A 24,187-nucleotide genomic window follows, 5' to 3' on the forward strand; every position below is an offset into this window, starting at 1 on the left:
TCCGCGTTTACAAACCCGGCCAGGAGTCGCTAGATTTATAAACGAAGGATCATTTACTAACGGGGAGACGCTCACATGACCGCAGGCCGTTCGTTCACGTGCTCGGTGTTCATCGGGATCAGCCTCGACGGCTTCATCGCCCGGCAGGACGGCGACCTCCACTGGCTCACCAGCAGAGGCGAGGCAGCCGGAGGGGACCTGGGCTACCAGGAGTTCATCGACGGCATCGACACCGTCGTCATGGGCCGCGGCACCTACGAGCCCGGCCTCACCTACGATCCGTGGCCGCACGAGGGCAGGCACTGCGCCGTCCTGAGCCGCACCCTCCCGCTGGGCGCCGACCCGCGCGTCACCGTTCACCGCGAGCTCGGCACGCTGGTGAGCGCGCTGGAGGAACGGGGCACGAAGAGCGTGTACGTGGACGGCGGGCAGGTCATCCGCATGTTCCTGCGCGAGGGGCTGATCGACGAGCTGACCATCACCACGGTGCCGGTGCTGATCGGCACGGGGTTGCCGCTGTTCGGGCCGGTCGGCCGGGACGTGCCGCTCACGCACGTGTCGACCAGGGTGTTCGGGGCGGGCGTGGTGCAGTCCACGTACGCGGTCGAGCGGGCAGGCTGAACACCTGAGCCGCCGGGCGGGAGAGGCGGGCGGAGGGGCCGCCGGGGGCTGGGACAGAATCGAGGTCGTGATCGACATCACGGCTGATCTCGTACGGGCCCTGGTCGCCGAGCAGTTCCCCGCCTGGGCCCGCCTGCCGGTGACCCCCGTGGCCCGCCAGGGCTGGGACAACCGGACGTTCCGCCTCGGCGACCGGCTGGCCGTGCGCCTGCCCAGCGGCGACGCGTACGTGGAAGGGGTCGAGAAGGAGGACCGCTGCCTGCCGCTGCTGGCCGGGCACCTGCCGCTGCCCGTCCCCGCGCCCGTCGCGACCGGCCGCCCGGGAGCGGGGTACCCGTTCCCGTGGTCGGTGCGGCGGTGGTTGCCCGGGGACACCGTGGAGGGCGCCGCGGGCGTCGACCGGCCGGCGCTGGCCCGGGACCTCGGCGCCTTCCTGGCCGCCCTCCGTGCCGCCCCGGCGCGGCACGGGCCCGCCGCCGGAGCGCACTCGCATCGGCGCGGCCGCCATCCGGACGTCCTGGGCGGCGAGGTCGAGCAGGCCCTGCGCAGGCTGGACGGCGATGTCGACGCCGCCGCGTGCCGGGCCGTGTGGGCGCGGGCGGTGGACTCGTCCTGGCGGCAGGCGCCGGTGTGGTTCCACGGTGACGTCGCGCCCGGCAACCTGCTCGTCCGCGACCGGCGGGCGCGCGGATGGGCGCTGTGGAAGGCGCTGGCGACGATGGCCGGCCTGTCCAGCCCCGGCCCGGAGGGGTTCCAGCGCGGGGTGCTCGGCCGTGTGCTTGAGGACCCGGTGACGGCCTGACCGGACGACGGCGCAAAAGATCCGCCCGGCGGACAGCTACCACCGCGGGATGGGTAGGAGGCGGGTGATGGACGACGACGCGCGCGAGGGGTGAGGACGTGCGGAGCGACGGTGAGCGCGCCCTCGGCGGCCTGCTGGCGAGCATGCACCTGTCCGGGATGGAGGACCTGCCGGCCAAGGCCGCCGAGCACGCCCGCCTGACCGGGTTCACCCACGTCGTGATCTACGTGACCGACCTGCAGCAGCAGTTCCTCGTGCCGCTGCCCGGCCAGCACGACGCCGCCGGCGAGCCGCTGGAGAGCATGCGCATCGACGCGACCATGCCGGGCCGGGCCTTCCGCGCGGTGGCGATCGTCCGCGCCCGCTCGCCGCAGGACGAGCGGACGCCGCTGCTGTGGGTGCCGCTGCTGGACGGCACCGAGCGGATCGGCGTGATCGGGCTGACCGCGCCGCAGGACGGCGAGCTCACCGAGACGCGGGCCAAGGACCTGGCGTCGCTGGTGGCGGTGATGGTGGTGAGCAAGCGGCCGCACAGCGACTCCTTCGCCCGCCTGGTCCGCGCCCGCCCCCTGACCCTGTCGGCCGAGGTGTTGTGGAACCTTCTGCCGCCGGGCACGTTCGCCAACGACGACGTCGTGGTCAGCGCCGCGCTGGAGCCCGCGTACGAGATGGGCGGCGACGCCTTCGACTACGCCCTCGACGGCAGCACCCTGCACGTGTCGATCTTCGACGCGATGGGCCACGACACCTCCGCCGGGCTGACCGCCTCCATCGCCATGGCGGCCTGCCGCAACAACCGCAGGCAGGGCATGGACCTCGCCGCGATCGGGGAGGCGATCGACACGGCGATCAGGGAGGAGTTCACCGGCCGCTTCGCCACCGGCATCCTGGCCCAGCTCGACCTGCGCTCGGGGCTGCTGAGCTGGGTCAACCGGGGGCACCACCCGCCGCTGGTGCTGCGCGACGGCCACCTGGTGGCGAGCCTGGCCAGCGTGCCGGACCCGCCGATGGGCTTCGGCCTGCACGTCTCCACCGGGCTGCTGCACTACCAGCTGGAGCCCGGGGACCGGCTGCTGTTCTACACCGACGGCGTCATCGAGGCGCAGAGCCCGGACGGGGAGCTGTTCGGGCTGGAGCGGTTCATCGACTTCGTGGTGCGGCGGGAGGCCGACGGGGTCTCTGCCCCGGAGACGCTGCGGCGGCTCATCCAGGCCATCCTGGCGCACCAGCACGGCCGGTTGCAGGATGACGCGACGGTGGTGACCGTGGAGTGGCAGACGCGGCGGCGCTTCCAGCTCGTCCTCTGACCCAGGCACATGGGATGATCGTCCGTAAATCGTACGATCACGAAGAGAGGCGGACACGGTGCCAGAGCAGCAGGCGCGCCGCGTGCCCGGGACGGACACTCCCCTGGAGGCGATCACCCTCGGCACGTCGGGGCTGGGCCGCGAGCCCGGCGGCGAACGACTGGCGCGGGAGCTGGTGTCCGGCAGGTTCCGCCAGCTCGACACCTCCAACGAGTACGCCGGCGGGCGCAGCGAGACGCTGATCGGCCAGGTGCTCGGCCCGGCCGACGGGGTGACCGTCTTCTCCAAGGCCGACCGCGACCCGCGGACGGGCGTGTTCGACGGCGACCGGGTGATGCGCTCGTTCGAGGAGACGACCTCCCGGCTCGGCGTCGGCACCCTGCCGATCTACCACCTGCACGATCCGTTCACGATCACGGTGCGGGAGGCGATGGCGCCGGGCGGCGCGGTGCCCGCGCTGGTGTCGCTGCGCGAGCAGGGGCTGGTCGCCGCCATCGGCATCGCCGCCGCCGGCGGGACGCTGGTGGAGGACTACATCCGCACGGACGCGTTCGACGCGGTGCTCACCCACAACCGGTACACGCTGGTGGACCGGGGGGCCGAGGACATCCTGCGGCTGGCGACCGAGCGCGGGATGACGGTCTTCAACGCCGCGCCCTTCGGCGGCGGCATCCTGTCGGGCTCGCCGCGGCACGCCTCCCGGTACGGGTACCGGCCCATCACGCCGGAGTTCGGGCAGCACGTGGAGCGGGTGCGGGAGCTGTGCGAGCGGTGGGACATCGCGCTCCCGGCCGCCGCGCTGCACTTCTCGCTGCGGGAGCCGCGGGTGCACTCCACGGTGGTGGGCATCACCTCGGTGGAGCGGCTGGAGGGCCTCGACGCGCTGGTGGACGCGGTGATCCCGGACGGGTTCTGGGAGGAGCTGCAGGCGCTGGGCACGCCGCCGCCGTCGCCGGTGGACTGACCGATCACGGTTCGGGTAGGTGGGCGGCTCCCCTGTGGAAGGAGAGGCGTGCCGCTCGAATCGCTGGTCCGCACCGCCCTCGGCATGAAGCTGGCGGTGTGGCGGAGTCACGGGCCCGGGCCCGCCGTGGTGTGCGTGCACGGCGCCGGGGTGTCGAGCCGGGAGTTGCTGCCGTTCGTGCGGGCCATGGGGGTCACCCATGACGCCTGGAGCCTCGACCTGCCCGGGTTCGGGCGCAGCGAGAAGCCGCGGGCGCCGCTGACGCTGACGGCGCTCGCCGACGCGGTGGCCGATTGGCTGGCCGCGAGCGGGCTGGAGCGGCCCTGCCTGCTGGGCGGGTCGTTCGGCTGCCAGGTGGCGGTGGACGTGGCGGCCAGGCACCCGGGCGCGGCGGGCGCGCTGGTGCTGGTGGGACCGACCGTGGACGCGCGCGGGCGCAGCCCGGCGCGGCTGGTGGGCCAGTGGCTGCGCAACTCGGTGCGGGAGAGCCCGCGCATGCTGCCGCTGAACGTGGCCGACTACCTCGACGCCGGGCCGCGCCAGGTGCTGGCCAGCTTCGGCGCCTCGATGCGCGACCGGATCGAGGACAAGCTCCCCCACGTCACCGTGCCCGCCCTGGTGGTGCGCGGCGGCAAGGACCGGATGGTGAGCCAGGCGTGGGCCGAGGAGGTGACCCGGCTGCTGCCGCGGGGGCGGCTGGTGGTGATGGACGGGCTGCCGCACATGGTGCCGTACAAGGACCCGGACGGCCTGGCGCGCGAGGTGGCGGCGTTCCTGGAGGCGGCATGGTGAAGCCGCAGAAGGCGGTGGCGTCGTTCGACTCGGCCACCGGGATGTTGCGGGCCCTGTCGCGGTTCCTGCGCGACCGGGACGTGCCGATGCTCGGGCAGGCGCCGGGGGCGGTGGAGCCGGTGGCCGCCGCCGTGGCGGGCGCGGCGGCTCGGCTGCCGCGGGCGGCCAAGGAGAAGGCGTACGCGGTGAGCGGCTGGGCCGAGGCGGTGCCGTTGCGCCGCGTGCCGGAGATCCGCTCGCAGGAGCTGGCGCGCTGGGTGAGCGGGCACTACCCGCGGGGGCCGTACCCGGTGGCGTTCATCGGGTCGTCCAACGGCGCGCTGGTGCACCTGGCGGCGGCGCTGCGGGCGCCGTGGCTGCCGCAGACGCTGCTGCTGCCGGTGCGCCGCCGCGGCGTCGGCCCGGACGACCCGCGCGGCGACCTGCGCGCGACCCGGGCGGCCGGCGAGGCGCTGCTGGCGGCCAACCCTGACCTGGTGCTGCACCACATGCACGACGCCAACCAGGACCGGCTGATGATCGCGGGCATGACGTACTTCCGGGTGAAGTGGCGCAGGCTGCCCGGGGCCTACCGGCGCTTCCTGGAGGAGTCGCTGCCGGCGGGCGCGACGCTGGTCGTGCCGGAGTGCGGGCTGCGCTGGCCGGTCACGCGGGTGGGGCCGCGCTACGTGTTCCAGCACGGGGCGCTGGGCGGCGCCACCCGGGAGGAGTACGAGCGCGGCGGCCCGCGCGTGGCCGGCCACCTGAGCCGCTACGGCGCCGGGCGGGAGCGGTGGGACTACCCTCCGGCGGACGGCGACAGCCCGGAGGCGGAGTGGGGGTTCGAGCCCGAGCTGCTCGCCGACCTGGAGGAGCTGGCGGCGCGCAACGGCTGGCGGCTGGCGCGGATGCGCTTCGACGAGCCGGAGGACCTGAGCCCGGTCGTGGCCGACCTGTACCGGAGCTGGTACGAGCTGCGGGGGCTGCCGGGCGATCGGCTGCTCGTGGAGTGTTTCCTGCTGCTGGAGCCGTGGTGGGCGTTGCGCTCCGGGTCGGTGCCGTACTGGATGGTGTTCAACGCCGAGCAGTCGCACGCGCGGGCCATGGCCTACCTCGACGGGGCCGACCCGTTCGACGAGATCAGGCTCATGCTGTTCTCGCACGGGGTGGAGTCGGTGGGGCTGGCCGGAGTCGGGCACTGGCGGCGGCTGCTGGAGCGGGCGCGCAAGGTCGGGGTGTTCACCGGGGTGGACACGCGGGCCTACCCGCGCGACTTCGCCGGGCTGATCCGCGGGCACCGGGAGCTGTCCAGGATCAGGACGACGTATCCGATGCCGTTGCCGCTGGAGTGGGAGGCGGCCGAGGAGTTCCTGCGCAAGCGGGAGGAGATCGACTGGTCAGGGTGAGGGCAGCAGCCCCTCGTGCCGGACGTGCCACGTGTCAGGGAAGCCGGGGGTGGCGGGGCCGGCGTCCCATCCTCTGGCCATGAGCGCGGCCGCGGCCAGCAGGCCGCCGTTGCCGGGCAGGTAGACGGGCAGCGCGGCGGTCTGGAAGTTGTGCCCGTTGGGCAGGTAGGTGTTCTTGGCCGTGGGCATGAGCAGGGTCTCGACGGCGGTGCGCGGGTCGCCGAGGCGGGTGGCGGTCATGGCGATGGCCGGGTAGTCCCAGCCCCAGGTGCTGTCCCAGTCCCAGCCGGACAGCACGTCGTGCAGTGTGGCGCGCATCGTGGCGGCGTCGATGAGGCGGGTCGGGGGGACGAGGCCGAGCGCGTACAGCATGGAGGGGTGGTCGTCGCGCACCGTGTACGGCGGGGCGGCCATCGCCGCGTACACGCCGCCGCGCACCAGCGGCCTGGCCATGCCCGCGGCCACCTGCGCCCAGCGGGGCTCGGGCGCCAGGCCCAGCAGGCGCCGCCACCGCTGGGCCACCTCCAGGGCCCACGACCAGTACGCGAGCTCGAACGTCGGGTTCGCCGCTCGGGCGCGCACCGCGGCGTACGACTCCTGGGCGGGCACCAGCGGCGGCCCCAGCCCGTACCCGCCGGGCCCCTCGACGGCGAAGGCCGCCATGAACGCGGCGGTCTCCAGCACCAGGTCGGCGTAGCGGTCGAGGGCGTGGCGGGTGCCGGCGGCGCGGCGCACCAGCTCGGCCAGGAAGATCGGGTGCGGCTGCTGCCACACCAGGAACGGCCCGATCGGGCTGGGGCTCTCCCGCCCGTCGGGGCCGGTCTGCTTGGGCCAGCGCGCCCCCGGGCAGCCCTGGGCGCGGGCGGTGCCCCGGGCGGCGGGCAGGATGGCGGCGTACCAGGCGAGGCTGCGCTCCAGCAGCTCGGGACGGCCCCACAGCGGGAAGTGCGCCGCGTGCCACCAGTGCATCTCCAGGTGGAAGCGGCCCCGCCAGCTGTTGGCCATCAGCCCGGTCTCGGCCGGCGGGCTGGAGCCGGCGCAGTGGATCGCCGTCAGGTAGCGCGACAGCACGATCCGGCGCTCCAGCTCGTGGGCGCGCTCGTCGTGGCCGCCGGACAGGTCGATCGCGCCGCCGGTGCTCCAGAACCACGCCCAGTGGGCGGCGGACGACTCCGCCACCTCGGCGAAGCCGGGCACCCGGCTCGTGGCGCCGCGCTGGAAGGCGAAGGTGAGCTCGGCGGCGGGCCCGGGGAAGGTGACGCGGAACTCGTGCGGCCCCGTCCGCGTCACCTCGCAGCCGCCCGTCATCCGCACCTCGACCCGGTACGCGGCCGCGTCGAGGGTGCGCTCGACGGTGAAGCCGCCCTCCCCCGCGCGCAGGCGCGAGGTGTGGGCGCCGGGCCGTGACCAGTCGGCCGCGTTCCCCCACTCCTGCGACCCGTACGGGAACGCCAGCCGCACCCCCGTCTCGGCCAGCGCGGGTGAGCGCAGCCGCACGGCGACGGCGTCGAGCGTGGGATGGCAGGCGGTGACGACCTCGAACGGCACGCTGCGCAGCCGGTAGCGGCTGGTCAGCGTGCCCGTCCACAGGTCGAGCCGCTGCCGGGCGCCGCTCACGTCCGCCGTCGTCAGGGGCGTGCCGGGCGTGGCCAGCCCGATCCGGCCGAGGTCGAGGCGGTGCGGGTTGGCGCGCAGCCACGACTCGGCCGCCGACGCGGGCGTCTCGCCGCCGGAGCCGGTCAGCTCTCCGGCCATGTCCACGTACGGGACGGGCCCGCGCGGCGTCCGGTACGTGCGCGTCACCTGCTCCAGCGTGTGCTCGCCGGGGACATCGCCGGGGACGCCGGCGGGGACGCCGGCGGGGACGCTGTGCCAGCCCCACGACGCCATGGTCGCCAGCAGCGTCCCGCCTCCCGATGGGTGGAGGGCGGGGAACGTCTGCAGGCCGGTGATGTCGGCGGTGAAGCACAGCTCCCCGTTGCCGACCGACAGCGGGGAGCCGGGGACGAGGCCGGACAGGTCGACGGCGTGCCGCCCGGCCAGCTCGCGGCGGTCGATCACTGCTTGATCGCCGTGGAGACCTGCCGGACGAAGTCTGCCGCCGCCGCGGCGGGCTGCTGCCGGCCGAACAGCACCTCGGCGTTGACCCGGTCCAGGATCTTGGGCGTGTCGGTGGAGCCGGCGGGGCCGATCACCAGGGGCGGCCCGGCCTTCGGGGTGAGCGCGTCGATGAAGGCGGCCTGCGTCTTCTCCGCCTCGCCGAGCACGTCCTGGATGGCGGCGCGGACGTCGGAGTTGGCCGGGATGCCGCGGTCGGCGAGGATGATCTTCCCGGCTTCGGGGCTGTTGACGAGGAAGTCCACGAGCTTGGCCGCCTCCTGCGGGTGCTCGCTCCTGGCGTTGACGCTGTAGATCTGCGACGCCTGCAGCCACATGCCGGGCCTGGCGCTCTCGCCGGGCACCCGCATGAGCCGCAGCGGCCGGCCGGCGGCCTTGCCGAGCGCGGTGAGCTGGTTGCTCCAGTCGAACTGCATGGCGGCCTGGCCGCGGCCCATCAGCGACTGCTCGGGAGCGGGCTGGGTGATCAGCTCGGCCGTCTGGGACGCGGGCGGGGTGGCGCCGGCCTTCATCAGGGCGAGCGTCATCGTCCACCAGTCCACCAGTGTCCCCTCGCTGATGCCGACCTTGCCGTCGGCGGTGTAGAGCGCCTCGCCGCGCTGGCGGGAGTAGGCGTCGAGCATGTCGGTCCTGGTGGGGTCGGCCAGCGCGAACGTGCCCTCGGGCAGCTTGCCTGCCAGCTCGGTGGCGGTGCGGGTGAAGTCGTCCCAGGTCCAGGTGTCCTCGTCGGGCAGGGGCACGCCGGCCTGTTCGAACACCGCCTCGTTGACGACGACGGCGATGGCGTTGACGCCGGTCGGGACGCCGTACTGGACGCCGCCGAACTTGCCGTTGTCCAGGGCCGCGGCGCCGATCTTGTCGGTCTTGAGCCCGGTTTCGGCCAGGTCGAGCAGGGCGCCGCGGTCGCCGTACTCGCGGGGGTAGGCGCCGCCGAGCGTGATGACGTCGGGGGCGCGCCCGCCGGCGACCTCGGTGGCCAGGCGGTCGAAGTAGGAGTTGAAGTCGGTGTAGCTGCCCTTGACCTTGATGCCCGGGTTCTGCTTCTGGAAGGCGTCGATGACGCGCTGGGTGGCGGCGGCCCTGTCGTTGTTGCCCCACCAGCCGAAGCGCAGCTCGACCGTGCCGTCACCGCCTCCGGCCGGGCTCCCGCCGCAGGCGGTGACCGCGAGCAGGACGCCGGTCAGGCAGAGCGCCGCCAGGCCGTTCGATCGTGGCATGGCCTTCTCCTTCGTACGAACGTGTCAACGGAAGCCGGTCGTGGAGATGCCCTGGGTCAGGTAGCGCTGCCCGGCCAGGAAGAATCCGAAGATCGGCGCCAGCCCCACGATGGACATGGCGAACAGCTGGCCCCAGGCGGTCTCGCCCTGGCCGTCCATGAACGAGCGCAGCGCCACCGGCATGGTCCACAGCTCGGGATCGGTGAGGAAGATGAGCTGGCTGAAGAAGTCGTTCCAGGTCCAGATGAAGGTGAACAGCGCCGAGGTGGCCAGCGCCGGCACCGACAGCGGCATGATGATCCGCCAGTAGATCCTGATGTGCCCGCAGCCGTCGATGCGGGCGGCCTCGTCCAGCTCGCGGGGCAGGCCGCGGATGAACTGCACCATCAGGAAGATGAAGAACGCGTCGTGCGCCAGGAACTTGGGCACGACCAGCGGCAGGTTCGTGTTGATCCAGTCGAGCTGGGAGAACAGGACGTACTGGGGGACGATCAGCACGTGGACGGGCAGCATCAGCGTCGCCAGCATCAGGGCGAAGAAGAGCTTCCTGCCGCGGAAGTCCAGCCGCGCGAAGGCGTACGCGGCCAGCGAGCAGGAGATGAGGTTGCCCGCGACGGCCAGGATCGCGATGACGGCGGAGTTCCACAGGTAGTAGTGGAAGGAGTGCTCCAGGGCCGTCCAGCCCTCGGTGTAGTTGCCGAGGTCCAGCTCCGTGGGCCAGATCGACGGGTCACGGAAGATCGTCTCGGTGGGTTTGACCGAGCTGGACACCATCCACAGCAGCGGGTAGAGCATCACCAGGCCGAAGCCGATAAGCAGCAGGTGCTTGGGCCATCGTCTAGCTCCCATAGAACACCCACCGCCTGGCGAACAGGAAGTTCAGCCCGGTCAGCACCGCGATCATCGCGAGCAGCACCCACGCCATCGCCGAGGCGTAACCCATGTCGAACGAGCCGAAGCCGCGCTCGTACAGGTAGAGCGTGTAGAGCAGGGTCGAGTCGGACGGGCCGCCGCGCCCGCCGCTGATCACGAACGCCTGAGTGAAGCTCTGGAAGGCGCCGATGAGCTGCAGAACGAGGTTGAAGAAGATGATCGGGGTCAGCATGGGCAGCGTGATGTGCAGGAACCGGGACACGGGGCCGGCGCCGTCCACCTGGGCGGCCTCGTAGTAGGAGGCGGGGATCTGCCGCAGCCCCGCCAGGAAGATGACCATGGGGGCGCCGAACGTCCAGGCGTTGAGCAGCACCAGTGTGCCGAGGGCGAAGTCGGGATGGGCCACCCAGCTCACGCCCTCGAGGCCGGCGACCGCCAGGAGCTGGTTGACCAGGCCGTCCTTGCCGAAGATCTGCCGCCACAGGATGGCGATGGACACGCTCCCGGCCAGGAGCGAGGGCAGGTAGTAGACCGACCGGTAGAAGCTCAGCCCGCGCACGCCGCGGTTGAGCAGCAGGGCCAGCGCCAGCGCCAGCACGAGCTGGATGGGCACCGACACGAACACGTAGACGAACGTGACCAGCAGCGACCTGTGCAGCCGGGGGTCGTCCAGCATCTGGCGGTAGTTCTCGAGCCCGAGCCACTCGGGCGGCTTGAGCAGGGTGTACTCGGTGAAGGACAGGTAGAGCGAGCCCAGGATCGGGCCGACGGTGAACAGGGCCATGCCGAGGAACCACGGGGTCAGGAACAGGTAGCCGATCCGGTCCTTGCCGGGGCGGGCGGGCCTCGGGCTCCCGGCGGGGTGCGGTCGTGGAGGGGGCGGGGCGACGGCGGTGTCGGCGAGTTCCAAACGTTTGCTCATCTGGCACCCTTCGCAGTAACCAGTTTCTAACATTGCCCACAACGGGTGTCAACGCTTGGTCGGCGAAGCACTGACCTGGGTAAATCCGTGCGGTGGGGCCCGCCGCAACCGGTTGTTCCGTGAGGTGAGAAACCGGTATCTCGCCGCCGGGGCGGCTGCGCGCTTTAATGCATGCGTAGGCGGCCCGCGCGGCGTGCAGGGAGAGCGGATGAGGGCGAGCACCGGAGACGGCGAGCAGGACCTGGAGGCGCCAGCGTCCCCGCCGCGGCCGGCCGGCAGGCGCGGGCCCAGACCGGCCGGGCAGGCCACGATCAGCCGCGTCGCCGAGGCGGCCGGGGTCTCGCGCGCGACGGTGTCGCGGGTGATGAACGGCTCGACGAGTGTCAACCCCGAGCTGGCCGCGCGGGTGCGCGCCGCGGCCGAGGCGCTCGACTACGAGCCCAGCGCCGCCGCCCGCAGGCTCGCGCTCGGCCGTACCGGCGCGGTCGCGCTCGTCGTCCCCGACCTGTCGAACCCGCTGTTCCAGAGCGTGCTGCGCGGGCTGAGCCAGGCCGCGGGCAGGGCGGGCCGCCAGCTCCTGGTGGCCGAGTCCGACGAGGACCCCGAGGAGGAGGTGATCCTCGCGCTGGAGGCGCGGCGCAACGCCGACGGGCTGGTGCTCGCCTCGCCGCGCGCGCCGGACGAGCGGCTGCGGGCGCTCGGCGACCGGCTGGCGCCGTTCGTGCTGGTCTACCGGGAGGTCGCCGGGCTGGAGGCTCCGTCGCTGTCGATCGACAACGCCGCCGGCATCGGCGCGATCGTCACCCACCTGACCGGGCACGGGCACCGCCGCCTGGCCTACCTGGCCGGCCCGGACGGCAGCGCGGGCAACGCCGAGCGGCTGGCCGCGCTGCGCTCCCTGGCGCAGGCCGGGCCCGGGGTGGAGCTGACCGTGCTGGAGTGCGGATCGATGTTCGAGCACGGGCACGCCGCCGCGCCGCGGGTGGTGGAGTGCGGGGCCAGCGCGGTCGTCGCGTTCAACGACATGGTGGCCTCGGGCGTGCTGACAGGGCTCCGGGAGCTGGATGTGCGGGTGCCCGGCCAGGTGTCGGTGACCGGGTTCGACGACATCCCGTTCGCCCGCTACACCACGCCGCCGCTGACCACGGTGTCGATCCCGCAGAGCGAGCTGGGGCGGCAGGCGTGGGAGCGGCTGCGGGGGCTGATGAACGGCGAGGGCGGCGGCTACAACGTGCGCTACCAGCCTCGCCTGCTCATCCGCGGCAGCACCGGCCCGGCGCCCGGGTGAAGAGGCGCTGCGCGTGCCGGACGCCGGGGGCCGGCGGGCGTCACGCGTGCCCCCAGCCGGTCCGCGCCGCTCCTCGTGCAGGTTCCAGAAGACGTACGCGGCGACGACCGAGAGGCGAATGAATCGTATGGGCCGGCGCGCGGGGCGAACGGGGTGAACATCCGCGGCGCTTCCCGCGTACCTCCTCATACAGCGGCGAGAAGGAGGCAGGCGGGTGACGGTGTCGGCGAGGCTCGCACGGGCGGCGGCTGCCACGGCGCTGGCCATGACCGTTGCGGTCGTCGTCCCGGGCGCGGCCTGGGCCGACCCGTCCCCCGCCCAGGTCAGGGCCCGGCTGGTGAAGCTCAACGAGCGGGCCGACCAGCTCGTCGAGCGCTACAACCAGGCCACCGAGGCCTACCGCAAGGCCAGGAAGAAGCACCAGACGCTGGAGACCGAGCTGGCCGCCAAGGACGAGCAGGTGGCGGGGCTGCGCGAGGAGCTGGCCGCCATCGCGGTGCACAACTACCAGTTCGGCCCGTCGCAGGGCTGGCAGCGGCTGGCCTTCGGCGGCCCGCCGGAGGCGATGCTCAGCGGCATGGCCGCCCTCGACCAGATGGCCAGGGACCGGGCGGCGAAGATCCGGGCGTTCGAGGAGGCGACCAGGGGCCTGCGCGAGCGGCGCGACCGGGCCGGGGCCGCCCTGGAGGAGGCCGAGCAGGCCCGTGACGCGGTACGCGGCAAGCAGGAGGAGGTCGACGACCTCGTCGACCAGCAGACGAAGCTGCTGCGCCGCCTGGGCGCCTACCAGAGCGGCAACCCGCGCAGCACCGGCATCAGGTACACGGGCCCGGCCTCCGGCAACGCCCGCGAGGCGCTGCAGTTCGCCTTCGCCCAGGTGGGCAAGCCCTACCGGTACGGCGGCACGGGGCCGGCCTCCTTCGACTGCTCGGGCCTGACGCAGGCGGCGTGGCGGGCGGCCGGGGTGACGCTGCCCCGCACCACGTACACGCAGTGGGCCTGGGGCGCGGGCAGGCGCGTGCCCCTGGACCAGGTGCAGCCCGGCGACCTTCTGTTCAGCAAGGGGCTGGGGCACATGGGCATGTACGCGGGCGGGGGCAAGATGGTGCACGCCCCGCAGACCGGCGACGTCATCAAGGTGGTCGATCTCGACGACTACTGGCGTGGCCGCCTGGTCGGCGCCGTCCGGCCCTGAGACGTCCCTGAGGCATCACCGTAGGCGTCACTGGTTGATGTCGGCGCGGGTGAAGACGGGCCCGGCGTGCCTGCCGGTCGGCAAGCCGCCCGAGATGGCCGGGGTGGCCGCCAGCCGCTGCCCGGCCAGTTTCAGCTCGAACATGATGCCCATCGCCGCGTCGAGCCGGCCCGGCGATCCGTCCACGCAGCGCTGCAGCGCGCTCAGCAGGCGGGTGAACGTCACCCGGAACTGGTGCACCCGCCGCCGCCCCTCGGAGTTCCCGTCGAGGCCGGCCACGCGCTGGTCGGGCGTCAATCGCCTCTCTCTGTCGTCGCCGGACGGATCCCGGGACGGCTGTGGGGACGGGTGTGGGGACGGGTGCAGGGCGCGGTCGGCCAGCCCGCGGGCGACCGCCAGCTTGGGCTCGGGCGGGACGGCGCGCGTGTCGGGCGGCGGCGCGGCGCGTCCCAGGCCGCGGGGTGCGGCGGGCAGGGAGTTCAGCCAGCGCAGGAGCGTCGCGCGTTTCGGCTCGGACAGGTCCCGGGTGACCGGCATGTGGTTGGGGTCGGTGATGTCGCGGGACAGGGCCAGCGACATCGCGGCCCGCCACGGCCGGACGGCGGCGAGGTCGCCGAGGTCCACCAGGTGCTCGCCCATGATCGGGAAGTGCCTGGCGTACGGGGCCAGGATGCGCTGGACCTCGCCTTCCAGGCCCTCGTCCGCCGGGGGCGCGGGCCCGCCGGGTCGCCCGCCCGCAGTGTCACCGTGGCCGTGCCGTCGGGGCCGGTCACGACGGAGTCCGGCGCGGTCAGCACGGACCGCTCGCCGAGGACGCGCTGGAGGTGGATGGTCACGCCGGGGCGGGCGCGCCGCGCTCGCGGGCGTGCAGGGTGAGCGTGGCGCGGGCGCCGGCCTCCACGCGGTGGACGAACTCGTCCGCCCTGACGTAGAGGCCGTCCCTGGTCTCCCGGGACAGCACGCGCCTGCCCCCTCCCCCGCCGGTCTCGGCGACGAGCAGCGCCAGCGGCCGGGTTTCGAGGCCGCCTGCCGGGTGAGGGGGAGGGAGACGATGCCCGACGGCGGGAGCTTCGGCCGCAGCGCGACCGTGCCGATCTCGGTCACCGCGGCGCCCGGGGCCAGGACGTCGCCCGCGCGCACCCGCTCGTCCGGCAGGACGGCCACGTCGAGGCGCGCCGCCAGCGGATGCGCCGAGCCGGGGGTGTCGAAGAACGGGTAGGCGTTGCCGAGGTCGAGCACGAGGCGTCCGCCGGTGACGACGGCCACGGAGCGGCCGAAGGCGGTCTCCGGGGTCAGGGCGCCCATGTCGAGGCGGCGGCCGGCCACGAACGAGCGCGGCTCCCCCGGCTGCCAGGGCCCGAGGCAGCCGGTCAGCTCGCCGGTGGCGAAGGCGGCGGTGCAGCGCTGGGCGGAGATCCCGTACATGGTGAAGGCGATGGAGAGCCGGTCGGGCGACCGCTCGCGCAGCTCGGCCAGCAGGGGGACGGCCGCGGCGGCGGGGCCGTACGTGACGTCCTCCAGGACGGAGGTGAAGCAGGCGCCCATCATCGGGAAGTCGCGCTCGAAGCCGCCGCGCGGCCACAGGTCGCGGAAGGCCGCCGCCCAGTGGCGGCCGGTCAGCAGCGGGTCGCCGCGCGGCCCCGCGAGCCGGATCGTGAGCCCCCAGATCTCGCTGGAGGCCGGCCACTCAGGATCGAGGTCGACGAGCTTGGCGGCGACCTGGTCCTGGCCGGTGAGCACGTTCAGGCCGAGCGCCGGGTCGCCTTCCCCCAGCGGCTCCCCCGGCGCGCGCTCCCCGCCGGTCACCTTGCAGGCGAGCAGGTCGAACGTGCCGCCGCCGTAGGGGTTCCAGCCCGGCGGCGGCGGGTCCGGGCTGCCGAAGGACTCCGCGTTGTTGTTCATGGTCGGAACGTCGCTGAGGAACCTGCCCGCGAAAGTGAGCCGCGGGGTGTCGAGATGGCTCATCGTGGCCGTCCTCCTGGAGGGTCGCCCGAGTGATGTGCCCCGAGTACAAGAACCTTGCTGCCGATCCCGGGATCGGGCGATGACCTCCGGGGACAGACCTCAGGGACCCCGCCGGCGAGCCGGGCTCGCGCGCCTGCCGGGGGCGGATCGACCTGATTGTTCGAATCTCCCGGTCGCGTACGGGTACGGCATGGTAGTGATCTGTAGGCGCCCGCCGGGCACGGCAGGGGCCGCGGTCATCGGCCCGTCCGGCGGTGATCACGTACAGCAACACGATGGCTACTGGTCGTCGATCGAAGGGTGTGAGACTCATCCAGACGCAAGACGGAGGTGCTCGATGCCGTATTTGACCCAGCTCGCCGACGTCGCCCGCCGCACGGGCCACCCGGTGACCGAGGTGGCGGGGTGGAAGAGCCGCGGCCACGGGCCGCAGCCGGAGGTGCAGGGCATCGTCTGCCACCACACCGCCGGCCCGGCCGGCGGCGGCGACTACCCCTCGCTCGCGGTGGTGCGCGACGGCCGGCCGGGCCTGGCGGGGCCGCTGTCGCAGTTCGGGCTCGGCAGGTCGGGCCGCATCTACGTCATCGCCGCGGGTCGCTGCTGGCACAACGCCCCCTCGACCTCGCCCCTGCACGACAACTCCAGCTCGCTCGGCATCGAGGCCGAGAACAACGGCTCGCAGCCGTGGCCGGAGGTCCAGCTCGACGCCTACCGGCGGCTGTGCGCGGAGCTGTGCCGCGAGTTCGGGCTGGGCGCCTCGCGCGTCAGGGCCCATCGGGAGGTCAACACCGCCAAGCCCGACCCCCACTCCATCGACATGACCGACTTCCGGGCGGCCGTCGCCGCCCTCAACGCCGGTGCGCCCGGCCCATCCTGGACGGAGGAGATCATGAAGGAACTGCCGCTGATCCGGCTCGGCGACGACAACTACGACGTCAAGACCGTCAGGGGCTGCCTGTTCGCCCGGGGGCACGTGCCTCCCGCCGCCTACGCCGCCGTCCAGGACGGGCTGGAGGGGTGGCTGAAGTCCACCCGGTGCGACGACGGGCTGGTCGAGCTGGTGCGCCGGTTCCAGCAGGCCGAGGGCATCGACCCGGACGGCCTCGTCGGGCCGCGCACCTGGGCGCCGCTGCTGCGGGTCTGACGCAGCCGCTTACGCCGCCCCGGCGTGGGATACTGCCGGAATGGCGCGGATCGTCTTCATCGGGGTCGGTGACGTGGAGCTGACGCGCCGCGTCCTGTCCGCCCTGATGCTCGCCCCCGCCCTGCGCGGCGAGCTGGAGGTCGTGCTGCACGACGACGACCCCGGCAGGCTGGCGACCACCGAGACGCTGGTGCGGGCGCTGGGCGCGGAGGCGGGCGCGCAGGCGAAGATCCGCAGCGTGTTCGACCGGCGCCAGGCGCTCAAGGGGGCCGACTTCGTGGTCGCCCACCTCGACGTCGGCGGGTTCGAGGCCACGCTGCGCGACTTCGAGATCCCCCACCGGTACGGCCTGCGCCAGACCATCGGCGACACCATCGGCATCGGCGGCGTGTTCCGCGGGCTGCGCACGATCCCGGTGCTGGTGGAGCTGGCCGGGCAGATGGCCGAGCTGTGCCCGCGGGCGTGGCTGCTGAGCTCCACCGACCCGATGGCGATGACCGGGTGGGCGGTGCACGAGGCCACCGGGTTCGAGCGGTTCGCCGGGCTGTGCCACGCGGTGTGCGACACCCACGCCTACCTCGCCGACCTGGTCGGCCGCGACGAGGACGAGATCACCTTCCTCAGCGCGGGGCTCAACCACCAGTCGTTCGTGCTGCGCTTCGAGGCCGGCGGCCGCTCGCTCTACCCGGAGCTCGACGCGGTGATCGCCGCCGACCCTCAGTTGCGCAGGCACGTCCGCGTCGAGCTCTACCGGACCTTCGGCCACTTCCCCACGCAGTCGAGTGAGCATGCCGCCGAGTACGTGCCGTGGATCATGCGCCACCCCGAGGAGACCGCCCGGCTCGGGGTGCCGGTCGAGGAGTACCTGCGCCGCGTCGGCCAGAGCCTGCACCTGTACGAGGAGACCCGGCGCGCCCTGTCCGCCGGCCACAAGCTGCTCATCCGGTGGCAGCACCAGGAGCCCGCCGCCGCGATGATCCTGGCCCTGCTGACCGGCGAGGAGAAGGAGATCTACGTCAACGTGCCCAACCGCGGCCTGATCGGCAACCTGCCCGGGGAGGCGTGCGTGGAGGTGCCGGCCCTGGTCGGCTCCGGCGGGGTCCGCCCGCGGGCCGTCGGCGACCTGCCGGTCCAGCTCGCCGCGCTCAACCGGACGTTCCTCAACGTGGTGGAGCTGACCGTGCGCGCGGTGCTCGACGGGGAGCGCGCGCACGTCTACCGGGCGGCCATGCTCGACCCCAACACGGCGGCCACGCTGCCGCTGCCCGCGATCGAGGCGCTGTGCGACGAGCTGATCGAGGCGCACGGCGACCTGCTGCCGGCGGCGGTCCGCCGATGAGCGAGTCGATGCCGACGGAGGTGCGGCGCGAGCGCATGCTGGCGTTGCTGACCGAGCAGGAGTTCGCCCGGGTCGCGGAGCTGGCCGAGGCGTTCGGGGTGTCCAGCGTGACGGTCCGGGCCGACCTCGACGCGCTGGAGGAGCAGGGCAAGGTGCGCCGGGTGCGCGGCGGCGCCGTGTCCGCCGGGCCCGCGCCGCACGTGGAGCCGTCGTTCGAGCTGTCGCTGGGCACGGCGGCGGTGGAGAAGTCGTCCATCGCGAAGGTGGCGGCGCGGCTGGTCGGCTCGGGCGAGAGCGTGCTGATGGGGGCGGGCACGACCACCACGTACGTGGCCAGGGAGCTGGTGGCGCGCTCCGACCTGACCGAGGTGACGGTGTTCACCAACGGGCTGCGCACGGCGCTGGAGCTGGAGCCCGCGCTGCCGCGCATCTCGGTCGTGGTGACCGGCGGCAGCCTGCGGCGGCAGCAGCACTCGCTGGTCGATCCGCTGGGCGGCAAGCTGCTGGAGGGCATCCGCGCCCACACCGTCATCCTGGGCTGCGGCGGGGTCGACGCGGCCGGCGGGGTGACGAACGTGAGCCTGCCCGACGCGGAGATGAAGCAGCGCATGCTGCGCGCCGCGGCCAGGAAGATCCTGGTCGCGGACGCGTCCAAGCTGGGTGTGGTGGAGATGGCGCCGATCTGCGCGGTCGGCGAGATCGACCTGCTGATCACGGGCGAGTCGGCCGACCCCGAGTGCGTGGCCGCGCTGCGCGACAAGGGCCTGGAGGTCGAGATCGCCCGCTGAGCCCGTTCCTACGCTCTGAGCGCCTCCGGCAGTAGGTCGCCGTGGGCGCGGGTGAGGTCGTCGGCCATGCGCCAGATGTCGTCCAGCGTGAGCGTGGCCGCCGTGTTGGGGTCGATCATCAGGGCGTGCCTGACGAGGCGGGGGTCACCTTCGAGCGCGGCGCGCACCGTCAGCTCGTTGACGCTGGCGTAGGTCCTGTTCAGGGCCGCGCACTGCGGGGGCAGCGCGCCGATCGCGGTGGGCCGCACGCCGGTGGCGTCCACCGCGCACGGCACCTCCACCACGCAGCCCTGCGGCAGGTTGGAGATGAGGCCGTCGTTGACGACGTTGCCGTAGACGACGCGGGGCGTGCCGGTGACGACGCTGTGGATGATCTGGGGGGCGTACTCGCCGGTGCCGGCCAGGTCGAGCTCGCCGCCGTGCCGGACGAGGTCGCGGGTGCGCTTGTACTCGGCCAGGTTGTCCTCGCTGACCCGCAGGTACTCCCCCACCGGGATGCGCAGGCGGTCGAGCTCGGAGTCGTGGTGCATCAGCCAGGGCACGTACTCGGCGGAGTGCTCGCTGGTCTCGGTCGGGTAGTAGCCGAGCCGCCGGTACATGTCGACCCGCACCCGCCGCCGCAGCTCCGGGTCGCGGTCGGCCGCGCTGTCCAGGCGGGGGTACAGGTTCTCGCCGTCACGTTCGAAGCGCAGCACCCACGCCTGGTGGTTGACGCCCGCCGCGACGTAGGAGACCTCCTCGTACGGGACGTCCACCAGCTCCGCCAGGCCCCGCATCGTCCAGTAGACGGAGTGGCACAGGCCGACCACGTTCCTGACCTTGCCCGCCAGGTACCAGACGTTCATCGCCATCGGGTTGGTGTAGTTGAGCAGCAGCGCGTCGGGGCAGAGCGCGGCGATGTCCGCGGCCAGCGCGTCGAGCAGGGGGAAGGTGCGCAGCGCGCGGAACACGCCGCCCGCGCCGATGGTGTCGGCGATCGTCTGGCGCAGGCCGTACCTGGCGGGGATCTCGAAGTCGGTGACGGTGGCGTCGTACCCGCCGACCTGCACCATGTTGATCACGAAGTCGGCGCCGTCGAGCGCCTCCCTGCGATCAAGGTGGGCGGTGACGGTGGCGCAGCCGCCGGTGATGCGGCGGGCGACGGCCTCGGCCACCTGCAGCCGCTCGGGGTCGATGTCGTGCAGGGCGATGCGCATGCCGCGCAGCTCGGGGAAGGCGGCCAGGTCGGCGAGCAGCCCCTGGGTGAAGACGACGCTTCCCGCCCCGACGAACACGATCTTCTTCATGAGGTTGCTTCCTCCCAGGTGGGCTGCGCCGCGGTGCCCCCGGCGGCGCGGGTGGAAAGGGTGCCGCAGGTCACGGCGACCGACATGCCGCGGCTCAGTGGCAGGCCGCGCAGGAGGGCGGCGAGCAGGCCCGCGTTGAAGCTGTCACCCGCGCCGACGGCGTCCACGACGGTGGCGGGACGGGCGGGGACCTCGACCAGCTCGCCGTCGGCGAAGGCGAGGGCGCCGCGTTCGCCGCGCTTGACGACGGGCAGCGTGCCTCGGGCCGCCAGCTCCTTGACGGCACGCTCGAGATCGGCGTCGTCGTCCGCTCCTGCTCCCACGCCTGTGCCCGCGCCCGGTCCGGCTCCGGAGACGGCGCGGGCGATGGCGAGGGCCTCGTTCTCGTTGGGCAGCAGCACGTCGGTGACCGGCAGCACGCCGGCCAGGCCCGCCCAGCGGCCGGCCGGGTCGTCGTTGGTGTCGAGGGAGGTGGAGGCGCCCGCGGCCCTGGCCATGCCGAACAGCCCGGCCAGCCCGGCCGCCAGCAGCGGCTGCAGGAAGTACGACGAGACGTGCACGTGCGCGGCGCGTTCGAGCAGGCCGGGCGGCACGTCCGCGGGGGCGAGCCGGTCGAGGCAGCCGGGGGCGGTGAGGATGGCCCGGTCGTCGCCGTCCACCAGCACCACGGTCATGGCGGTGGGCACGCCGGGGTCGACGACGCAGGCGGAGACGTCCACGCCGCCGCCACGCAGGGCGTCCAGGACGAAGGCGCCCGCGGGGTCGTCCCCCACCCGCCCGGCGAACGCGGTGCGCAGGCCCAGCCGGGCGGCGCCGTACGCGGTGATCGCGCCGGAGCCGCCGAGCACGAGGCCGGCGGCGGGGACGAGCTGCTCGCGCTGGCCGAACTCGGGATGGCGAGGCGAACCCGACACGATCACGTCCGGGTTGGCGTCGCCGACGACTAGAAGGTCGAAGGTCGTTCTGGACACCACGGCACAGTCGCAGGAGTTGTGAAAGCTTGTCAACCCTTGCGAATTTTCGAAGGTATTGACAAGACTTCGAAAGTAGCCATGATGGGCTCCAACATTCCGGGAGGGAGCATCCACCGTGCGAAGAAGAACCGTGGCGGCCCTGGTCGCGGCGATCATCCTGGCGGCCGCGGGCTGCGGAGGACCGTCGCAGGAGGGCCCCAGGACCGTGGACCCGCAGGCGAAGGTCAAGCTCACGTGGTGGTCGGGGCAGACCGCCGACGCGCAGAAGATCCTGGAGGGGCTGGCGGCCAAGTTCACCCAGCAGCATCCCAACGTCACCATCGAGGTCACCTCGGGCGCGTCCACGACCGACGAGCTGTTGCAGAAGCTGTCCGCGGGCTTCGCAAGCGGCGTGTATCCCGATATTTCCTATGCTTTCGGTAGCTGGGCGTCGCAGCTCCAGGAATCGGGCAAGACCCTCGACCTGACCGAGAAGGTGAAGGACCCGGCGGTCGGGTGGGCGGAGTTCCCCGAGTCGGCCCGCACCACCGCGACGCCGAACGGCCAGGTCATCGGCTTCCCCGCGCTCGTGGACAACCTCGCCCTGCTCTACAACAAGACGCTCTTCGACGCCAAGCGCGTGCCGTACCCGACCGACGACTGGACCTGGGACGACTTCAGGGCCGCCGCCAGGAAGCTGACCGATCCGGCGGAGAAGATCTACGGCACCGCGTACTCGGTGAGCGCCTCCGAGGACACCACCTGGCACTTCTGGCCGCTGCTGTGGCAGCGCGGCGGCAGCATCCTGTCGCAGGACGGCAAGCAGGCCGCGTTCAACTCGCAGGCCGGGGTGGACGCGCTGGAGTTCCTGCGGGCGATGGCGGTGGACGACAAGAGCGTCTACCTCGACCAGACCGACGAGCGGTACGCGCCGCTGTTCGGCGACGGCCGCATCGCGATGATCATCAACGGGCCGTGGTCGCTGCTCGAACTCAAGGAGAAGAAGACCGACTACGGCGTGGCCTTCCTGCCCGGCACCAACGGCGACCACCAGACGGTCTCGGGGCCGGACCTGTGGACGCTGTTCGACAACGGCGACGCCAACCGGGCCTACTGGTCGTTCGAGCTGATGAAGTGGCTGACCTCGGCCGAGGGCGACGCCCAGTGGAACCTGGCCCAGGGCAACCTGCCGCTGCGCGCCTCGGAGACGTCGCTGCCGGAGTACCAGACCTACATCAAGGAGTACCCGGGCGTCGAGAAGATCGTCGCCAACCTCGCCAACGCCAAGCAGGCCAGGCCCACGGTCAGCGGGTACGTCGAGATGTCCCGCTACGTCGGCGAGGCCATCGCCAAGGCGCTGCAGGGCGCGGCCACACCGAAGGCGGCGCTGGACGAGGCGGCCACCAAGTCGCGCCAGGCGCTGGCCGGGGGCTGACGATGTCGCTGCTGTTCGCCGGGCGGCGCCAGAACACCGCCCCCCGCGCGGCGATCCCGTCCGGCCGGCTGCGGTGGCTGCATCGCAGCCTGGTCGGATGGGGCTTCGCGGGGCCCGCCACCGCGCTCGTGGTGGGCCTGTCGATCTTCCCCGCGGTGTGGGCGTTCCTCATCTCGCTGCAGAAGTGGAACGGCATCGCCCCCGCCAAGCCCATCGGCCTGCTGAACTACGAGCTCATGGCCCAGGACCCTGACCTGATCGCGGCCGTGCGGCACACGCTGGTCTTCACGGTGCTGTTCGTGCCCGCGTCGATCTTCCTCGGGATGCTGATCGCCGTCGCGCTCAACCGGCCGATCAAGCTGGTCGGCTTCTACCGTACGTGCATCTTCATCCCGTTCGTCGCGTCGGCGGCGGCGACCGGCATCCTGGCCAGCTTCGTCTTCAACCCCCAGTACGGCGCCGCCAACACCGTGCTGCGCACGATCGGCCTGCCGCAGCAGCAGTTCCTGGAGAGCCAGTCGCAGGCCCTCCCCGTGATCTGCCTGATCGCGCTGTGGGGCCAGGTCGGCTTCACCGTGGTCGTGTACCTGGCCGCGCTGCAGGACATCCCGAAGGACGTGGTGGAGGCGGCCCGGATGGACGGCGCCAACCGCTGGCGGGTGTTCCGCCACGTCACGCTGCCCGCGCTCGGGCCCGTCACCGTCTTCACCTCCATCTGGCAGACGATCACCGCGTTGCAGCTGTTCGACCTGGTCTTCACCACGACCAGGGGCGGCCCGCTGGGCGCGACGCAGACGATCGTCTACTACGTCTACCTCCAGGCGTTCAAGCTCACGAAGTTCGGCTACGGCTCGGCCGTCGCCTACGGGCTGTTCGCCGCGACCCTGCTCATCACCGTCGGGATGATCGTCTACTCCCGGCGCAGCAAGATCGAGGCCTTCTGATGCTGAGACGTCTGCCGTTCAGCCCCTGGCACCTGCTGCTGATGCCGCTGGCCCTGCTGTTCGCGCTGCCGCTGGTGCAGATGGTGCTCACCGCGTTCATGCCGGACGGCGACATCAACCGCTTCCCGCCCCGCCTGATCCCGAGCCGGCTGCAGCTCGACGGCTTCGTCGGCCTGTTCACCGAGTCGCAGGCGCTGCGCTGGCTGCTGAACACCGTCATCGTGGCCGCGATCGCGGTGCTCGCCCAGCTCGTGCTCTGCTCCATGGCCGGGTACGGCTTCGCGCGGCTGAAGTTCTTCGGCAGGAACGCCGGATTCATGATGATCCTGGCGACCATCATGATCCCGGCGCAGCTTCTGATGATCCCGACCTACGTGATGTTCAGCCGGCTCGGCCTGATCGACACCCTGGCGGCGGCGTTCGTGCCGTGGCTGGCCTCGGCGTTCGGCATCTTCCTGATGCGGCAGTTCTTCCTGTCGCTGCCGGCCGAACTGGAGGACGCGGCCCGCATCGACGGGTGCTCCACGTTCGGCGTGTTCTGGCGGGTGGTGCTGCCGCTGGCCAGGCCCGCGCTGGCGACGCTCACCGTGTTCACGCTGCTCGGCTCGTGGAACGACCTGATCTGGCCGCTGGTCGCGATCAGCGACGAGAGCCTGTACACGATGCAGCTCGGGCTGGCCAACTTCCAGGGCACCCGGCACACGCAGTGGTCGCTGCTCATGGCCGGGAACGTGGTGGCCACGATGCCGCTCATCATCGCGTTCGTGCTGGCGCAGCGGCAGTTCGTGGCCACCATGACGTTCAGCGGGCTGAAGGGCTGAGCTCCACGCCGGGCCTCATGCGGGGCCT

The 24,187-nt window shown here is 72.7% G+C and carries 21 protein-coding genes; 14 read left to right on the forward strand and 7 right to left on the reverse strand.

What is annotated here, in order from left to right; genetic code table 11:
* Positions 1 to 75 precede the first annotated feature (75 nt).
* The 6 genes from HD597_RS21490 to HD597_RS21515 all read left to right on the forward strand — a co-directional run bounded on the left by HD597_RS21490 (position 76) and on the right by HD597_RS21515 (position 5,871).
* Complete coding sequence (locus HD597_RS21490; protein ID WP_253744463.1) at positions 76 to 621, forward strand: dihydrofolate reductase family protein; 546 nt, start codon at positions 76 to 78, stop codon at positions 619 to 621.
* Positions 622 to 688: 67 nt separating this feature from the next.
* Positions 689 to 1,423: a phosphotransferase gene (locus tag HD597_RS21495; RefSeq protein WP_253744464.1), complete on the forward strand. Its 735-nt coding sequence runs from the start codon at positions 689 to 691 to the stop codon at positions 1,421 to 1,423.
* A gap of 98 nt (positions 1,424 to 1,521) precedes the next feature.
* Positions 1,522 to 2,730, forward strand: coding sequence for a PP2C family protein-serine/threonine phosphatase (locus HD597_RS21500; protein WP_253744465.1), 1,209 nt, complete (start codon positions 1,522 to 1,524; stop codon positions 2,728 to 2,730).
* A 58-nt stretch (positions 2,731 to 2,788) separates the two neighbouring features.
* The gene (locus HD597_RS21505; protein ID WP_253744466.1) at positions 2,789 to 3,694 is read left to right on the forward strand and encodes an aldo/keto reductase; all 906 of its coding nucleotides are present in this window, start codon (positions 2,789 to 2,791) and stop codon (positions 3,692 to 3,694) included.
* A gap of 48 nt (positions 3,695 to 3,742) precedes the next feature.
* The gene (locus HD597_RS21510; RefSeq protein WP_253744467.1) at positions 3,743 to 4,486 is read left to right on the forward strand and encodes an alpha/beta fold hydrolase; all 744 of its coding nucleotides are present in this window, start codon (positions 3,743 to 3,745) and stop codon (positions 4,484 to 4,486) included.
* Positions 4,480 to 5,871: a hypothetical protein gene (locus HD597_RS21515; RefSeq protein ID WP_253744468.1), complete on the forward strand. Its 1,392-nt coding sequence runs from the start codon at positions 4,480 to 4,482 to the stop codon at positions 5,869 to 5,871. Before HD597_RS21510 ends, HD597_RS21515 begins: the two co-directional genes overlap by 7 nt.
* Here HD597_RS21515 and HD597_RS21520 read toward each other — a convergent pair.
* The 4 genes from HD597_RS21520 to HD597_RS21535 are packed head-to-tail and all read right to left on the reverse strand — an operon-like array spanning position 5,863 to position 11,001.
* Entirely contained in the window at positions 5,863 to 7,932 is a 2,070-nt protein-coding gene (locus HD597_RS21520; RefSeq protein WP_253744469.1) for a hypothetical protein, read from the reverse strand. The genes HD597_RS21515 and HD597_RS21520 overlap by 9 nt on opposite strands.
* Entirely contained in the window at positions 7,929 to 9,206 is a 1,278-nt protein-coding gene (locus HD597_RS21525; RefSeq protein ID WP_253744470.1) for an ABC transporter substrate-binding protein, read from the reverse strand. The genes HD597_RS21520 and HD597_RS21525 overlap by 4 nt, the downstream gene beginning before the upstream one ends.
* Before the next feature lie 24 nt (positions 9,207 to 9,230).
* On the reverse strand, positions 9,231 to 10,055 hold the full coding sequence (locus tag HD597_RS21530; RefSeq protein WP_253744471.1) for a carbohydrate ABC transporter permease: 825 nt from the start codon (positions 10,053 to 10,055) through the stop codon (positions 9,231 to 9,233).
* Entirely contained in the window at positions 10,045 to 11,001 is a 957-nt protein-coding gene (locus HD597_RS21535; RefSeq protein WP_372513385.1) for a carbohydrate ABC transporter permease, read from the reverse strand. Before HD597_RS21535 ends, HD597_RS21530 begins: the two co-directional genes overlap by 11 nt.
* Positions 11,002 to 11,209: 208 nt before the next feature.
* Between HD597_RS21535 and HD597_RS21540 the strand changes: the two genes are divergently transcribed.
* Positions 11,210 to 12,289 carry a LacI family DNA-binding transcriptional regulator gene (locus HD597_RS21540; RefSeq protein ID WP_253744472.1) on the forward strand — a complete coding sequence of 360 codons (1,080 nt, stop codon included), beginning with the start codon at positions 11,210 to 11,212 and terminating at the stop codon, positions 12,287 to 12,289.
* Positions 12,290 to 12,503: 214 nt separating this feature from the next.
* Positions 12,504 to 13,484 (forward strand): C40 family peptidase, encoded by a 981-nt coding sequence (locus HD597_RS21545; protein ID WP_253744473.1) that lies wholly within the window; start codon positions 12,504 to 12,506, stop codon positions 13,482 to 13,484.
* Between the two features lie 27 nt (positions 13,485 to 13,511).
* Here HD597_RS21545 and HD597_RS21550 read toward each other — a convergent pair whose 3' ends face one another.
* Positions 13,512 to 15,449 carry a hypothetical protein gene (locus HD597_RS21550; protein ID WP_253744474.1) on the reverse strand — a complete coding sequence of 646 codons (1,938 nt, stop codon included), beginning with the start codon at positions 15,447 to 15,449 and terminating at the stop codon, positions 13,512 to 13,514.
* A gap of 337 nt (positions 15,450 to 15,786) precedes the next feature.
* Between HD597_RS21550 and HD597_RS21555 the strand changes: the two genes are divergently transcribed.
* The 3 genes from HD597_RS21555 to HD597_RS21565 are packed head-to-tail and all read left to right on the forward strand — an operon-like array spanning position 15,787 to position 18,720.
* Positions 15,787 to 16,593: a peptidoglycan recognition protein family protein gene (locus HD597_RS21555; protein ID WP_253744475.1), complete on the forward strand. Its 807-nt coding sequence runs from the start codon at positions 15,787 to 15,789 to the stop codon at positions 16,591 to 16,593.
* Positions 16,594 to 16,633: 40 nt separating this feature from the next.
* Positions 16,634 to 17,932: a family 4 glycosyl hydrolase gene (locus HD597_RS21560; protein WP_253744476.1), complete on the forward strand. Its 1,299-nt coding sequence runs from the start codon at positions 16,634 to 16,636 to the stop codon at positions 17,930 to 17,932.
* 8 nt (positions 17,933 to 17,940) lie between these two features.
* A complete protein-coding gene (locus tag HD597_RS21565) occupies positions 17,941 to 18,720 on the forward strand; it encodes a DeoR/GlpR family DNA-binding transcription regulator (protein WP_253744477.1) in 780 nt (259 codons plus the stop codon).
* Positions 18,721 to 18,728: 8 nt separating this feature from the next.
* On the opposite strand, the gene HD597_RS21570 is transcribed toward HD597_RS21565, so the two are convergent.
* Both HD597_RS21570 and HD597_RS21575 read right to left on the reverse strand, forming a co-directional pair.
* Positions 18,729 to 20,006, reverse strand: a complete 1,278-nt coding sequence (locus tag HD597_RS21570; RefSeq protein WP_253744478.1) for an alpha-glucosidase/alpha-galactosidase — start codon at positions 20,004 to 20,006, stop codon at positions 18,729 to 18,731.
* A complete protein-coding gene (locus tag HD597_RS21575) occupies positions 20,003 to 20,977 on the reverse strand; it encodes a carbohydrate kinase family protein (protein WP_253744479.1) in 975 nt (324 codons plus the stop codon). Before HD597_RS21575 ends, HD597_RS21570 begins: the two co-directional genes overlap by 4 nt.
* A gap of 118 nt (positions 20,978 to 21,095) precedes the next feature.
* Here HD597_RS21575 and HD597_RS21580 point away from each other — a divergent pair, with 118 nt between their 5' ends.
* From HD597_RS21580 to HD597_RS21590, 3 genes are read left to right on the forward strand one after another with little or no spacing between them, the layout of a single operon-like run.
* Entirely contained in the window at positions 21,096 to 22,394 is a 1,299-nt protein-coding gene (locus HD597_RS21580) for an ABC transporter substrate-binding protein (protein ID WP_253744480.1), read from the forward strand.
* Positions 22,395 to 22,396: 2 nt separating this feature from the next.
* On the forward strand, positions 22,397 to 23,338 hold the full coding sequence (locus HD597_RS21585; RefSeq protein WP_253744481.1) for a carbohydrate ABC transporter permease: 942 nt from the start codon (positions 22,397 to 22,399) through the stop codon (positions 23,336 to 23,338).
* Positions 23,338 to 24,159 (forward strand): carbohydrate ABC transporter permease, encoded by an 822-nt coding sequence (locus tag HD597_RS21590; RefSeq protein WP_253744482.1) that lies wholly within the window; start codon positions 23,338 to 23,340, stop codon positions 24,157 to 24,159. The genes HD597_RS21585 and HD597_RS21590 overlap by 1 nt, the downstream gene beginning before the upstream one ends.
* Positions 24,160 to 24,187 lie beyond the last annotated feature (28 nt).

Source organism: Nonomuraea thailandensis (assembly GCF_024172165.1).
Taxonomy (GTDB): domain Bacteria; phylum Actinomycetota; class Actinomycetes; order Streptosporangiales; family Streptosporangiaceae; genus Nonomuraea; species Nonomuraea thailandensis.